Source organism: Flavobacterium sp. (assembly GCF_041911335.1).
In the GTDB taxonomy this organism is placed as follows: Bacteria; Bacteroidota; Bacteroidia; order Flavobacteriales; family Flavobacteriaceae; genus Flavobacterium.
Window position 1 is genome coordinate 1 of record NZ_JAYRPD010000017.1, and the last position, 15,279, is coordinate 15,279.

The following is a 15,279-nucleotide window of genomic DNA, read 5'->3' on the forward strand; positions in this document are numbered from 1 at the left end:
AGCGTTCCTATTCTTTTTCGGGTGGGTGCGGCTGGGCGCGGATATTTTACATAATAACCCTTATAACTTTCAGGGGGACTGCGTGGGGTGTTGGGAATGAATTATAAGGTTTATTATGTAATAATAGCTTGGGAGTGGTTTGCGCGTTGGGTTTCAGTTCTTGTTTTTTGAGTTGGGCAGTAAGTGGATAAAAAAAGGCGGACTGTGCGCGAGGGGTTGGGAAAACAGGGAGCCTTTTTTTATTGACTTACTATGGGGAAAACAAGTGCTGATGGCGGTGGGGAAAACCACTTGTGCGGCGGGGAGCGTTGGACTGGGTGGGCGAAAAGACTTTAGCGGTAGCGTTCCTATTTTATTTTAAAATAAATTAATTAGAAAAATAAAGCAAACGGCATCAATGGATTTAATAATACTTGGATTAGAAACGATTTTTGTGAAGCTGAATGAGATAATGAATATATACAAAAAAAAGATGCTTACTTAAAATAGTAAACATCTTTTTTGTACTATATAATTAACTTTAAAACTTCATCCTTTGTATTCTAACAGCATTTAAAATAGCCAATAATGCCACCCCAACATCTGCAAAAACGGCTTCCCACATAGTGGCTAAACCTCCTGCCCCAAGAATCAGAACAACAGCTTTTACTGTAAATGCTAAGCCTATATTTTGCCACACAATTTTCTTTGTTTTCTTACCTATGTTTATTGCCATTGCAATTTTACTTGGTTTATCATCTTGAATAACAACATCTGCGGTTTCTATAGTTGCATCGCTTCCTAAACCACCCATTGCAATACCTACGTTACTTAAAGCAACTACAGGTGCATCATTTACACCATCGCCAACAAAAGCTACAGTTTCGTTTTTATCAATGATTTCTTTTACTTTATTTACTTTATCTTCTGGAAGTAAATCTCCGAAAGCATTTGTAATTCCAAGTTTTTGAGCTACAAATTGAACTACTGTATTTTTATCGCCACTCAACATTGTGGTTTTTATACCTAGTGCTTTTAGTTTGTCAATTGTGATTTGTGCATCTTCTTTGATACTGTCAGCAATAGTTAAATAACCTACAAACTTTTTATCATAAGCTACAGCAATTAAAGTATAAACTATACTCGACGGGTCAACGTCATAAGCAATAGAAAATTTATCCATTAGTTTGAAATTACCCACTAATAATTCTTTACCATTTACATAGGCTTTTAATCCGTGTCCTGATATTTCTTCTACATCTTTTAGTGTTATAGTACTATCAACATTTCCAACAAATTGATGAATGGCAGTTGCTACAGGGTGTGTACTTTGACTTTCTAAAGCATTTACCAATTGCAAGATTTCATCTTTGTTGAAATCGGAATTAAAAATAACTTCTTGCACTTTAAAAACTCCTTCCGTCATTGTACCTGTTTTATCCATTACAACATTTTGAACCGAAGCCATAACATCAAGGAAGTTACTTCCTTTGAAAAGAATTCCGTTTTTAGAAGCAGCTCCAATTCCGCCAAAATATCCTAATGGAATACTAATAACTAAGGCACAAGGACAAGATATAACCAAGAAAACTAATGCGCGATATAACCAATCTCTAAATTGATAATCAGCTACAAAAAGCATTGGAACGACACAAATTAAGATAGCTAAAAGCACTACAATTGGTGTGTAAATTTTTGCAAATTTGCGTATGAATAATTCTGTTGGTGCTTTTTTTGCTGTTGCATCTTGCACCATTTCAAGTATTTTTGACAGTTTACTATCGGTATAAGCAGTTGTAACTTTAACTTGACAAACAGAATTAAGGTTTATCATTCCTGCTAAAACAGTTTCGCCTTTTGTTTTGGTATCGGGTTTGCTTTCTCCTGTAAGTGCTGCTGTATTGAACGAAGCAGTGTCAGAAAGTAATTCGCCATCTAAACCTAGTTTTTCTCCAGCTTTGAGTTGGATAATATCTCCAATTTTTGCTAATGATGCTTTTATAGTTTTAGCCACATTGTTTTCTAAAATTGTAACTTCGTCTGGTCGTTGGTCAAGTAAAGATTTGATATTTGCTTTGGCTCTTTGTACAGCCAATGTTTGAAATATTTCACCAATAGCATAAAACAACATAACAGCAACTCCTTCTGGAAATTCAGCAATTGCAAATGCTCCAATTGTTGCAATTGACATTAATAAAAATTCTGAAAACACATCACCTTTTCGAATGCTTTCTAAAGCTTCTTTGACAACAGGTAAACCCACAGGAACATACGCTATAATATACCAACTAATTCGTACCCAACCTGTGAACCAAGTTGGAGCAAAATAGTTATCAAAACCAATAGCAACCATTAATAAAACAAAACTTATTATTGCTGGTAAAAACATTTGAAAGGTAGATTTTTCCTCGCTTGAATGGTCGTGGTCATGACCGTCATCATCAGAATGATGTTCAGTTTTTTTATTTATTTTTTCTTCCAATGTGCAACATAGCTGTTTGCCACTTGCATCGTATTTATGTTGATGTTTCATGTTTTCTATTTTTTTATTTTCTTGTCAAATTGAATGAAGACTACAAATATAATAGTCTATACCTACATATAGTATAATTGCCATATTTTATTACAGAAAGCAGTTGAAATGCGCCGTGTAACAATTGAGTCAGTTGTTTGTTTTCTAAATTATTTATGATGTTCCATTGCATAGATGTAATTTTTATGTCACTATTGTAAAAATTAAATCGGTTTAAATCATATATTATTCGGTTGATAATCCTCTTTGTTTAAGTGAACTTCTAAGGTAGTGTGATTTATTTTATAACTTGTATTTAATTCTTTTTTTATCTCAAAAATGATGTCATTCATTTCTGATATTGTTTTTTCTGGTCTCATGATAATATGTCCACTTAGCGCATTTACGCCAGAGGTTAGTGACCAAATATGTAAATCGTGAATTGAATCAATACCTGATTTTTCGGTAATGTATTTTTCTATTGCATAAAAATCTACATCTTTTGGAACTCCTTCCAAAAGAATATCAATAGATTCTTTCAGTAAACTAAATGTTCTTGGCAAAATAAATAAACCAATTAATGCGCTGATGATTGGATCAATTAGTAACCATCCTGTTGCCAAAATAATAATCCCTGCAATAATGACCGCTATAGAACTTAACATATCACTTACAACCTCTAAAAATGCTCCTTTAATATTGATGCTTTCTTTTGACCCTGCACGCAAAATTTTCATAGAAATTAAATTGATTATTAAACCAATTGAAGCGACAATAAGCATGGGAACTCCGGCTACCGCAGGTGGATTTTCAAATCTTTGCCAAGCTTCATACAATATATATCCTGAAATAAATATGAGTATAATAGCATTTATTAAAGAAGAAAATATTTCGGTTCTTAAATAACCATATGATTTTTTACTATTCCTAGACTTTGAAGCCATCCAAATGGCAAAAAGCGCTAGTGCTTGACCTGCAACATCGGTTAGCATGTGTGCAGCATCTGAAAGTAAGGCTAAGCTATTGGTTATAAAACCTACAATTACTTCAATAACAAAGTAGGTTAGTGTTATGGCAAATACTATCTTGATGGATTTTTTGTGCTTATTCCCCGCTGATGTTGCATTTTGTGTTGACATTTTTTTTCTATTTATTAATCATTATCGTGCTTTTCTCCATGTTTTTTAATCATTTTTTCTTTCCATTTAATATACCAATTTAAATGATGTAATGAAAGTAAAAAGTACAAGGCAACCGAACCTATTATTGCTATAATAAACATATTCAATCCTACGGCAACTCCAACGGCCGAAGTGCACCAAACTGTTGCTGCTGTTGTTAAGCCATGCGATGTTCCTGCACTAGAATTACGATAAATAATTCCTGCCCCAAGAAAGCCAACACCAGTTACAATATTTGCAATTACTCTTGAAGTATCAGCTGGATTACTTACCAAATGAGCAGTAATTGCTGTAAACAAGGTTGCGCCAATACAAACTGCTGCATAGGTTCTTATTCCTGCATCACGACCATGCTTCTCTCTATCTAAACCAATAAAAGCGCCCAGCAAAAAGGAAACTATAAGTTTTAAAACTATAATTAATTCTGCATTTATATCCATAAATTCTTGTATATCAATTCATTTTAATTTTTAAATGTGTATTGCTTTGTTGTCTGTAGCCATACACGCTTCACGAAATGCTTCAGTATAAGTTGGATGTGCATGACTGGTTCTTATAATATCTTCAGAAGATGCTCTAAATTCCATTGCAGAAACCGCTTCTGAAATCATATCTGCTGCTCTTGCTCCAATAATATGAACACCTAGTATTTCATCAGTTATTTTATCGGCTAAAACTTTTACCAAACCATCTTCGTCTCCACTGGCTATGGCTCTACCTAGCGCTTTAAAAGGAAAACTTCCTAATTTGTAATTTATTCCTTTTTCTTTTAATTGCTCTTCGGTTTGACCTACAGAGGCAACTTCTGGCCAAGTGTAAATAACATTTGGAATAAGATTGTAATTGATATGTGGTTTTTGTCCAGCAATAATTTCGGCAACCAAAACACCCTCCTCTGAGGCTTTGTGGGCTAACATTGCACCACGAATTACATCGCCAATGGCATAAATATTTGGAATACTGGTTTGCAATGTTTTTTCATCAACTGGAATTTGTCCTTTGTTTAAAACAATTCCTAAACTTTCTAAATTTAATCCGTCGGTAAATGGTTTTCTGCCTATACAAACCAAACAATAATCCCCTTTTAACTCAACTGTCTGCCCATTACTTTCGGCGGTTACAAGCACTTCATTTCCAAAGTTTTCTACTTTGGTTACTTTGTGATTGAGGTAAAAATTTGCAGAAAAATCCTTTTTCATAGCTTTTTGCAATTCTTTTCCCATAGTTTTGTCCATCGTAGCAATCATACTATCAGCAAACTCTACAAAAGTAATTTTAGCACCAATTCTTGCGAAAACAGAACCTAACTCTACTCCAATTACTCCTGCTCCAATAATGATTAGATTTTTTGGAATTTCGTTTAAACTTAACGCTTCTGTCGAAGTTATAATTCGTTTTTTATCAATAGGAATAAAGGGCAAAACGGTCGGTTTTGAACCAGTTGCAATGATAATATTGTCAGCAGTTATGCTTTCTTCAGTAGCATCAGCTTTCGTTATTTTGATGGTGTTTTTATCCACAAAAGAACCTAAACCATTGTAAACTGTAATTTTATTTTTTTTCATTAAATAATGAAGTCCGTCATTTATTTTTTTGATAACTGTATTTTTTCGGGTTATCATTTGCGTAAAATCTACTTCAAGCGTTCCTGTCTTTATGCCATGCTCAGCAAACGTGTGCTGTGCATTAAAAAAATGCTCGGAACTATCAAGTAATGATTTTGATGGTATACAGCCTACGTTAAGGCATGTTCCACCCAAAGTGCTGTATTTTTCGATTAAGGCAACTGTTTGTCCTAATTGTGCAGCTCTAATAGCAGCTACATATCCGCCAGGTCCTGAACCAATGATTGCCAAATTATATTGCATAGTCATATTTTTAAATAAAAATTATTTGATTGAAAACTATTTTTTACTTAGTTATAGTTTTGCTTGAATTGATTTCATACATAATCCATTCTTTAGCATTTTCTTTTTCTGATAATTCAAAATACCTAAGAGTTGCCTTTGTAAATGGTTTCATAATTGAAAGCATACACTTTTCCCATTTTTTATCGCCCACAATAGCAATAATTTCTATATCATTTGAGTGTGTAAATTTCATATTGCCATAATTAATTTCAATGACTCCGTCTTCCCAAAAACCTGTAGAATTGGAATCAGAGTTATCATCCATTTCAAAATACCATCGCACTTTTTTACCCTTATTTATGATATTATGAATAAATGGATGAATTTTTTCATAATCTTTTATACCCATAAGATCATCAGCTCTTGTAGCTATAATATTCTCTCCTGTAAAATCTAAAAGTTGTAACATAATTCAACTATTTTAAAGTTTTGAAACGTTTTTATTCAATAAATAATTATTAGCTTACATGATATAAAAGGATTTTGGTTTTTCCTGAATAGGTAATTTTTTATCGCCTATCAACTCTTTAATGTTTATTTCTATTGTCGTAGCAAGATTAGTCATGGGTATGTCGGTTGTTGCATTTTCGAAAGGATCTTGCAATATGATTGCGGTTCTTTCTATAGCTATAAATATTATGGGTATCAAAGCTGTTAAAAATATTTCTACTAAAACATATTTATCATCTAGTCCAAAAGGTAAAAGTGTTGCAAAAACATAAATTAAAAAATGAACTAGTAAACTATATGATTTTGGAAAAACGGTATTTTTAATTCGCTCACATTTTCCCATTGCGTCACACAATCTACTTAACGTATTGTCAATTTGTATTTGCTTTAAATCCCCAATATCGAGTTTGGATAGTGCTTCACTATGTTGATTAATTATTGCATTTGGTATGTTTTTTTCTGATAAATTATACTCTTTAACATAATCATATACTTTTTTTGAATAAGCTAATTTTCGTAATGTTTCACCCAATACATGACACCAAATTATTTGACGATAAGCAAATTCTTCTACAATTTTAGTATTTTCTTCAGGTAAAAATTGCTTAATTTGACGTATTAAAGTTCTCGAATCGTTTACAATTGCACCCCAAATTATTCTTGCTTCCCACCATCTTTCGTATGCCTGCGCCGTTCTAAAAGCTAACAGCAAGGATAATGCTGTTCCAATAATGGCATTTACGCCAATAGGAATTTCTATTTTTGAAAGAAAACCATATTGATCCGCAATCCCAATTACTATTGCATAAATTAAAATGGCAGTTATATCAAATTTTATTTGTTTTAAAAATGTGAAAATTGATATTCTCTTATTTAACAGCATTTATTCAAATTTTGATTGAAATTTTCTACTACTATCATACAATTTATAAAAAGCTAAGCTTTACAACATCCATCCAAAGACGCAATTCCTTCTACTGTTGCTTTAACTTCATCTGCATCATAACCTAATTTAGAAATACCTTCTTTAATTTCTTGTAAAGTTGTTTTCTTTGAATTGTAATAAATAGTAAAAGTCATTGCTTTATCATCTAATTCATACATTTTCACCCCTTTTATTTTTAGCATTTCAGTTTTGAATTTCAAACCACAGGTTTCACATTCTTTGCAATGATCACAATGAAGAAAAGTTTTGATAGCAACTTTTTGAGTAGTTTTTTGTGCTGAAACAAAATTTGAAAAGAAAAATAATGATACAGCTAAGACTAATGATTTTAAAATTGAATTTTTCATAATTATAAATTTATTTTATTTAATTTTCTATTTAACAACAGTTTTTCTCTGCTTGAATTGGTGGGCATTTTATTGAACCGTAACTACAATAAACACAACAATCACCTTCTAATGGTTTGAGTACTTTCTTGCATTTCTCACATTCATAAAAATATTGACAAGCATCAGTTGGCATTAGTTCCTCTTTTTTATGTCCACAATTGGGACAAGTTAAAGTTGATTTTAATTCAACCGTCTTTCCTTCATAGATTGTGCAAGTTTTACAGTTTCTGTGCAATTTATTTCGATAATAATTTACGATTGTTGCGATAAGAAGACCAAACATTCCAATATAAATTAAATAAGTTGGATTTTCCATTTCACTAAAATAATAAGCGAAAAAAATCATTATTCCACTCGGAATAGCAATTAATAAAGGATACAAACAAAGATGTTTCCTATAAGAAATGTAAAGTCCTCCAATTGAAACTAAAACCATCGCTTGAAAAATCCACATTGTCAATCCTCCAAAAAGCTCAAAACTACCTAATCCAAGTGCGGATGCTCCAAAAGCAAATAAGGGAAAGCAACAGGGAGAGAATAGGGCTGTGATGAAAAGCCCTATTGTACCTAATTTATCTATATTTGTTTTTAGTTTCATTATAATTAAGCTAATTAGTGGTCATGCCCTTCATGACTCTCTTCTGAACTTTCTTTTGAATGATCATGTCCGTCGTGATTTTCTTTTGAATGGTCATGTCCGTCGTGATTATCAGCTTTGACTTCTACTAAGTTCATTTTACAAACTGGACAAGCTCCTTTTTTGTCGTACGTTTTACCTTTTTCACAATCCATTGGACATTCGTAAGCTAATTTTTGAGCTTCTCCTTCTTTGTGATTATGTCCTTCGTGTCCAGTTGTAGCTTCTGTATTTTCTTTTTTGTTACAAGAAACTGTACTAAATGTTGCAATAGCAAAAGCTATTATTAAAATTGATTTCTTCATTTTTTATGTTTATTAGAGTTAAATTAATTATTAATGTGCGTGACCGCCACCGCCTTCACTTTTCAGTAAATGACTTTGAATGTAGTATGCTCCTTTTAAGACAATTTTTGCGTTTGGTTCAATTTTTTGAAGTAAGGTAACTTGTGTATATCCTAATTGTGAAGTTCCTGTTTTTACTTCAATACGTTGGAAGTGGAATGTTTTTCCTTCTACTTCTTCGTGCTTGTCTCCATCTTCGTGATTATGTCCGTCTTTTTCATCGTGAGCTACTTCTTCTTTGTGACCTTCTTCCAAGACAAAAATAAATTCTTTACCATCTGCTTTTATAATTGCTTCTGAAGGTAAAGCTTTCACTGTATTTGCTCCTGCATCAATAAGAGCATTTACATACATTCCTGGAATTAATTTTTGTTGAAAGTTTGAAATATCAGCGTGTACAGCTACTGATTTTGTTTCGTTTTCGAATGATTTACCAACACTAAATATTTTTCCATTAATTTCCGTATTACCTTGATTAGTTAAGATAAAACGAACATTTTGACCTTGTTTTACTTTGAATAAATCTTTTTCGTATACTAATAAATCTACGTGTAATTTAGAATTATCGACTATATTCATTAAGGGTTTACCTGCTTCTACATTACTACCAATTTTAATATAAATTTCTGTAATATTTCCTGAAATTGGAGCAACAACTGGAACAGTTGCCGTAGTGTTTCCATTACCACTAATGTGTAAAGTATTCAATTGCTTTTGTAATGAATTAAATCTAGCTCTTTCAATTTCATAATCTGATTTGGTTTTTTGAAAAACTTTTCTAGAATTTACTTCTTCATCACTTAATGTTTTTTGTCTTTCAAACTCTAATTTTAGAAACTCTAAATTACTTTTTGAAGTTAGATATGCTTCTTGAATTTTAGTAAATTCAGGACTTTCAATTGTAGCAATAGTTTGTCCTTTACTTACTCTTTGTCCTTCGATTACATTTATTGTTTTTACAATTCCTGTAGTAAAAACAGATACATCCGCTTGATTTTGTGGTGGCAACTTCGTATAGCCGTTAGCCTTAATTACTTCACTTAAATTTTTATCTGAAAAAGTACCTAATTCTATACTTGATGCATTAAACTGAGCTTCATTTAATTCAACTTCTTTAATTGCTGTTGGCTCTTTTTCTTCAGAGTGACTTTCTTCTGTATGAGCTTCACCATCTGTATGTACGTGTCCATCGCCTTCAGTATGACGCAAAGAAAAATATAAAATAATAGCAAGGATTATTGCTCCTACTATTGATGCATATATTATATTCGATTTTTTCATTTTACTTTTTATTATTGATTGATACTGTATTGAATTGTAATTATAGTTTGATTGTAATTATAAATCGCTTCGCTATAATTTAATTGAATTTGACTTGCTGTTTCTAAACTTTGAACATATTCTACATAAGAAATATCACCATTTTGATATGCTTTTGTTGCATTTTTAATTATTAAATTAGCGTTTGGCATCGCTGTATTTTTATAATAATCTATTAAAGAAGCATACGTGACTAATTGCTCAGATTGTTGTTCTAAATGGCTTTTAAATTGCTGATTTATATAATCGGCATTTTTCTGTTCTCGTTCAATATTTGTTTTTGCAGATTTTGCTCTAGCGATACTACTTCCTGCAAATATTGGAACAGACAAACCAACTACAACACCTTGAAATTGAGGTGTGCTATTATAATATGTTGGTGTTCCGCTTACATCTTGAATACCTGTTATAGATTGCAAAAAATAACCTATTGAAAAATCTGGAGACAATGCTGATTTTTCTACTTTATGATTGGCTTTTGCAATTTTAACTTGTTGATCTGCTAATTGAACAATTGGGTTTTGTTTTACCATTGAACTATCAACTTTCGCCATAGCGGGATACGGCACAAATGAAGTGTCCGTTGCGATAAATTCTGTTTTTAAATCTAAAATTGCTTTTAGTTTTGATTTTTCAATGGCGATTTGTGTTTTATTTTGCTTTATTTTTTGCTCTAATTCTTGTTGTTTCGCCAATGCAATTGTTTTTTCTAAAGCATTTGTTTCACCTGTTTGAAATTTCAGATTGGCTGACTTTACAAATTTTTGCATCACAGCATTTTGCTTTTCTAAAACTGCATTTTGTTTTTCATAAAACAACAATGTATTCCAAGATTGTCTAATAGAATAAGTTATTTCTTGTTTTGCAACTCCTAATTTAGTTGCACTTGCATTACTATACTCTTTAAGTAAACTTCTTTTAGCACTTATTTGAAATGGATTAAAACTTTGACTAATACCAAAATTTTTATCTTGAGCTTGTGAGTTTATTTGTCCAAATGTTCCTGACAATTCCGTTTTAGGAAGCTCAAATGCTGTTTTTTGCAACTGTGTTTGCATTTTTACTTCTAATTCTGAAGCTTGAATACTTTGATTGTTTTTCAAACCCATTTCAAGTGCTTGTTTTAAATCAAGCTTTTGAGTTTCTTGTGCATTTGCTCCAAATATCCCAAACAAAAAGGTAATTACTAAAGCCGAATTATTCATAGTTTTTCTTTTAATTTTTATGCCTTTCTCAAAATATAAATACAGAATTGGAAGGACAATTAAAGTAAGTAAAGTAGCTGTTATTAATCCACCTATAACAACAGTTGCTAATGGTTTTTGAACTTCAGCACCAGCACTACTACTAATTGCCATTGGTAAAAATCCAAGTGAAGCAACGGCAGCAGTTAATATAACAGGTCTTAATCTTACTTTAGTACCTTCTTTTATTCTGTCATACACATTGTCCATACCTTGTTTTTTAAGTTCATTAAAATATCCAATTAAAACAATACCATTCAGTACAGCTACACCGAAAAGAGCAATAAATCCAACACCTGCCGAAATACTAAATGGCATATCTCGTAACCAAAGGGCAATAATACCGCCAATTGCAGATAATGGAATAGCAGTAAATATTAATAGAGATTGTTTGATTGATTTAAAAGTAAAATAAAGCAATACTAAAATTAAACCTAATGCTACTGGAACGGCAACAGAAAGTCGTTTGTTAGCCTCGATAAGATTTTCAAATTGACCTCCATAAGTAGTGTAATATCCTTCAGGCAATTTAAGTTTTTCGTCTAATTTAGCTTGAATCGTTTCTACAACTGTTTTCACATCTGCACCACGTACATTAAAACCTACTACGATTCTACGTTTTCCATTTTCACGAGAAATTTGCATTGGACCATCTTCATATTTTACATCGGCAATTTGTTCTAATGGAATTTGATTACCCGATGGTAAGGTTACAAATAAAGCTTTTAAGTTTTCAATATCTTTTCTACTATCATTATCTAATCTAACCACTAAATCGAAGCGTTTTTCACCTTCATAAACAACACCTGCTGTTTCTCCTGCAAATCCCATTCTGACAACTTTGTTTAAGTCGCCAATTTTTAATCCGTAAAGTGCTAATTTGTCTTTGTTATATCGAATAGTTATTTGTGGCAATCCAGCAACTCGTTCAGCTTTCACATCAGACACACCTTCAATGCCATTGATTAGCTGAACTACTTCTTCACCCTTGCTCACTAACATATCAATATCTTCACCAAAAATCTTAACTGCTACATCACTTCTTACACCTGTCATTAACTCATTAAAACGCATTTGAATAGGTTGGGAAAACTCAGTAAACGCACCTGGAATATCTGACAAAGCATGTTCCATTTTTTCCATTAGTTCCTCTTTTGTTTCTGCGGAAGTCCATTCGCTTTTATCCTTTAAGAGAATAATCATATCTCCAGCTTCAATAGGCATTGGATCAGTAGGTATTTCTGCAGAACCAATTTTAGTTACAATCATTTTAATTTCGGGAAATTTTGCTCTTAAAATTTGTTCTGCTTTTGTGGTAGCTTCTATTTCTTGTGATAAAGAACTACCCGATGCGATGATTAAATGTGTTGCAATATCACCTTCATCAAGTGTGGGAATGAACTCACCACCTAATGAATTAAATAAAAATATCGAACCTATAAACAATGTAATAGCTACTCCAATAATTGCAGCTTTAACTCGTAATGCTTTTTCTAAAATGGGTGAATAGAAATTGTAAATTGCCTCAATTATTTTATCACTAAAATTCTTTTTGTGTCCTGTTTCTTTTTTTAATGCCAAAGCAGACATCATAGGGACGTACGTTAAAGACAATATAAATGCTCCTAATATGGCAAAAGAAACCGTTTGTGCCATTGGACCAAACATTTTTCCTTCGATACCTACTAAAGCTAAGATAGGAAGATAAACAATTAAGATTATTATTTCTCCAAAAGCCGCACTACTTCTAATTTTTGATGATGCTTGATATACTTCGTCATTCATTTCTTGAGTGGTGAGTTTGCCTTTATTACTAACTTGGAGTCGGTGTATTATCGCTTCTACAATGATAACCGCACCATCTACAATTAGCCCAAAATCGATAGCACCTAAACTCATTAAATTACCACTAACTCCAAAAAGTTTCATCATAGAAATGGCAAATAATAAAGCTAATGGAATAACCGAAGCAACCACTAAACCTGCTCTCCAATTACCAAGAAGTAATACTAAAATGAAAATAACTATTAATGCTCCTTCAATTAAATTAGTTTGAACTGTACTTATAGCTTTGTTTACTAAAACGGTTCTGTCCATAAACGCCTCAATTTCTACCCCTTCCGGCAGTGATTTTTTGATTTGTTCCATTTTGTCTTTAACCACCTTAACTACTTCACCACTGTTCTCACCTTTAAGCATCATAACCATTCCCGAAACTTCTTCGCCATTTCCGTCTTTGGTTACTGCTCCATATCTGATACTACTACCTATTTGAACATTGGCTACATCACGAATAAGAATAGGTATTCCGTTTTGATTTTTAACCACTATTTTATTTATATCGTCGATGCTGCTAACCATTCCGACACCTCTAATAAAATAAGCATAAGGTTTTTTATCTATGTATGCACCACCTGTATTTTCATTATTATTTTCTAATGCTTCAAATATTTCAGTGATGGTTGTATTCATACTTCTTAGCTTGTCTGGAACCACAGCTATTTCATATTGTTTTAAGTTTCCACCTAAAGTATTTACTTCAGCTACACCTTTTGTACCAATTAATTGGGGCTTTATTATCCAATCTTGAATGGTTCTTAAATCAGTAGCGTTGTATTTTTCTTCGTACCCTTTTTTGGGATATACTACATATTGGTATATTTCGCCTAAACCTGTACTTACTGGAGCCATTTCAGGAGTTCCAACACCTTTTGGTATGGTATTTTCTGCTTCTTTAATACGTTCTGTTATTTGTGCTCTTGCCCAATAAATATCGACATCTTCTTCAAAAACAACGGTAACCACACTTAGACCAAAACGACTTATGGAACGAAGCTCCACAACATTAGGAATTGATTTAACTGATTGCTCTATTGGATATGTTATAAACTGCTCTACTTCTTGAGTTGCTAAAGTAGGTGAACTTGTAATTATCTGTACTTGATTATTTGTAATGTCTGGTAAAGCATCTATTGGCAAATTATATAACGAATAACTGCCTACAATGACTAATACGAGAGTAAAAAGACCAATAATAAATTTATTATTGATACTAAAATGAATGATTTTATCTAACATTTTATTTTGTGTAATGAATTAATAAACAGAGAACTGTTATTTTTTTTAGTTGCTTAAAAGACACAACTTATTAACCCGAAATTACTCGGGCTTCATTATACTATTTGAGGTGGTTTCCAAATGCTTCCGTAGAAATTTGAAAACGAAGTTGATTTATAAAAAGAAATGGAAGTTTTTATTTCTTGAAATCGAACTAAGAATTGAAAAGATTGAACTTCAAAAAAGGTTAATGTTTGTTGACCACAACAATTGCAATCACAAAATGGAGAACATAAATCTGTTTCTTCATCATGCGAATGATTGTGTTGTGAGTGAGCTTGTGAACTTGATGAAATAGTAGTAACATCATTATGCTTATCTGCACAAGGATAGGCAGTAAGCATAATTATATATATTGATAATATGATGTTTAATAATTTCATTGTTGTAAAAGTAATATTTTTTTATATAAAAAAAAAACAATTACAAATTATGTGATTTTTTTTTAAAAATAAGTAGAAATACCTAAGCTATATCCATCCGTAATTGATGGTGGATTTCCAAAAATGTCTGTTTGTTTCTGTAGTCTATAATTTAAACGAATAACTGTTTGACTATTTGGTCTAAAACTAATAGCAGAAACCACACTCCATAAATCTTCACCTATATTACCACCTGTTTCGTTAAATTTACCTACATTCCAATCTACATATTCTAATCTACAAGCTACATTTAATGTTGCCTTTTCCCAACCTAACATTGTACGATTTAAAATTGGCTGAACGATATCTATAAAACCACCTTGTTGTTTACTTCCAAATTGTTGTGAATATGTACTAGGCACATCAACATTTATCCAAGCAAATTCAGTAGTAATTGAATACTCTCTGATAATTTGTGTATGTTCATCCCAACCAGATTTAATTAATGCAGGTGTTATGAACTTTTCCTTTATGTCGGCTTCTGAGAGTAATTTCTTATTCATATTAGCTTGCTATCAGTTGATACTAATAAATAAAATAGTATGGTCTACAAACATACAAAAATCCAATGGAAAGAAAAATGAGGAAATCCGTATTCTTACTAAAAAAGAAGAAAAATAGTGCAAAATTATGCAGGGTGTAGGGTGTAGGGAAAAAACGTGTAAAAGATTTTTATTTTTTCAGAAATAAAAAAAACGGATTTATTTGAGGAATTGGGTGCAAACTACACTTAGTCCTTTATTGATTTGCTTTTGATTGTGCTGAAGTTGCTAGAAAATTTGAAAAGTAAAAAAACTCAAAATGTTTGTGTGGAAATTTGGTTACACC

13 protein-coding genes and 1 pseudogene are annotated in these 15,279 nt (G+C 31.9%); all 14 read right to left on the reverse strand.

The features are described from left to right. Positions 1 to 520 precede the first annotated feature (520 nt). Complete coding sequence (locus tag ACE3PD_RS01755) at positions 521 to 2,512, reverse strand: heavy metal translocating P-type ATPase (protein ID WP_374398953.1); 1,992 nt, start codon at positions 2,510 to 2,512, stop codon at positions 521 to 523. Between the two features lie 218 nt (positions 2,513 to 2,730). After that, the gene (locus ACE3PD_RS01760) at positions 2,731 to 3,630 is read right to left on the reverse strand and encodes a cation diffusion facilitator family transporter (protein WP_374398955.1); all 900 of its coding nucleotides are present in this window, start codon (positions 3,628 to 3,630) and stop codon (positions 2,731 to 2,733) included. 14 nt (positions 3,631 to 3,644) lie between these two features. Beyond that, the gene (locus tag ACE3PD_RS01765; RefSeq protein ID WP_374398957.1) at positions 3,645 to 4,112 is read right to left on the reverse strand and encodes an MgtC/SapB family protein; all 468 of its coding nucleotides are present in this window, start codon (positions 4,110 to 4,112) and stop codon (positions 3,645 to 3,647) included. 30 nt (positions 4,113 to 4,142) lie between these two features. Beyond that, the gene (lpdA, locus tag ACE3PD_RS01770; protein ID WP_374398959.1) at positions 4,143 to 5,540 is read right to left on the reverse strand and encodes a dihydrolipoyl dehydrogenase; all 1,398 of its coding nucleotides are present in this window, start codon (positions 5,538 to 5,540) and stop codon (positions 4,143 to 4,145) included. A gap of 43 nt (positions 5,541 to 5,583) precedes the next feature. Further along, positions 5,584 to 5,991 (reverse strand): STAS/SEC14 domain-containing protein, encoded by a 408-nt coding sequence (locus tag ACE3PD_RS01775; protein WP_374398961.1) that lies wholly within the window; start codon positions 5,989 to 5,991, stop codon positions 5,584 to 5,586. A gap of 54 nt (positions 5,992 to 6,045) precedes the next feature. Beyond that, complete coding sequence (locus ACE3PD_RS01780; RefSeq protein ID WP_374398963.1) at positions 6,046 to 6,915, reverse strand: bestrophin family protein; 870 nt, start codon at positions 6,913 to 6,915, stop codon at positions 6,046 to 6,048. Between the two features lie 53 nt (positions 6,916 to 6,968). Beyond that, complete coding sequence (locus ACE3PD_RS01785; RefSeq protein ID WP_374398964.1) at positions 6,969 to 7,325, reverse strand: hypothetical protein; 357 nt, start codon at positions 7,323 to 7,325, stop codon at positions 6,969 to 6,971. 31 nt (positions 7,326 to 7,356) lie between these two features. Further along, on the reverse strand, positions 7,357 to 7,575 hold the full coding sequence (locus tag ACE3PD_RS01790) for a GDCCVxC domain-containing (seleno)protein (RefSeq protein WP_026704812.1): 219 nt from the start codon (positions 7,573 to 7,575) through the stop codon (positions 7,357 to 7,359). Positions 7,576 to 7,626: 51 nt separating this feature from the next. Then, positions 7,627 to 7,965 (reverse strand): annotated as a pseudogene (locus ACE3PD_RS01795) (MerC domain-containing protein); the annotation flags it as partial. A 14-nt stretch (positions 7,966 to 7,979) separates the two neighbouring features. Further along, positions 7,980 to 8,309, reverse strand: a complete 330-nt coding sequence (locus ACE3PD_RS01800; RefSeq protein ID WP_374398966.1) for a heavy metal-binding domain-containing protein — start codon at positions 8,307 to 8,309, stop codon at positions 7,980 to 7,982. A 30-nt stretch (positions 8,310 to 8,339) separates the two neighbouring features. After that, positions 8,340 to 9,629, reverse strand: a complete 1,290-nt coding sequence (locus tag ACE3PD_RS01805; protein ID WP_374398969.1) for an efflux RND transporter periplasmic adaptor subunit — start codon at positions 9,627 to 9,629, stop codon at positions 8,340 to 8,342. 11 nt (positions 9,630 to 9,640) lie between these two features. Then, entirely contained in the window at positions 9,641 to 13,990 is a 4,350-nt protein-coding gene (locus tag ACE3PD_RS01810) for a CusA/CzcA family heavy metal efflux RND transporter (protein WP_374398971.1), read from the reverse strand. 95 nt (positions 13,991 to 14,085) lie between these two features. Then, entirely contained in the window at positions 14,086 to 14,373 is a 288-nt protein-coding gene (locus tag ACE3PD_RS01815; protein WP_374398973.1) for a DUF6660 family protein, read from the reverse strand. A 101-nt stretch (positions 14,374 to 14,474) separates the two neighbouring features. Further along, positions 14,475 to 14,954 carry a hypothetical protein gene (locus ACE3PD_RS01820; protein ID WP_374398976.1) on the reverse strand — a complete coding sequence of 160 codons (480 nt, stop codon included), beginning with the start codon at positions 14,952 to 14,954 and terminating at the stop codon, positions 14,475 to 14,477. Between the last annotated feature and the right edge of the window lie 325 nt (positions 14,955 to 15,279).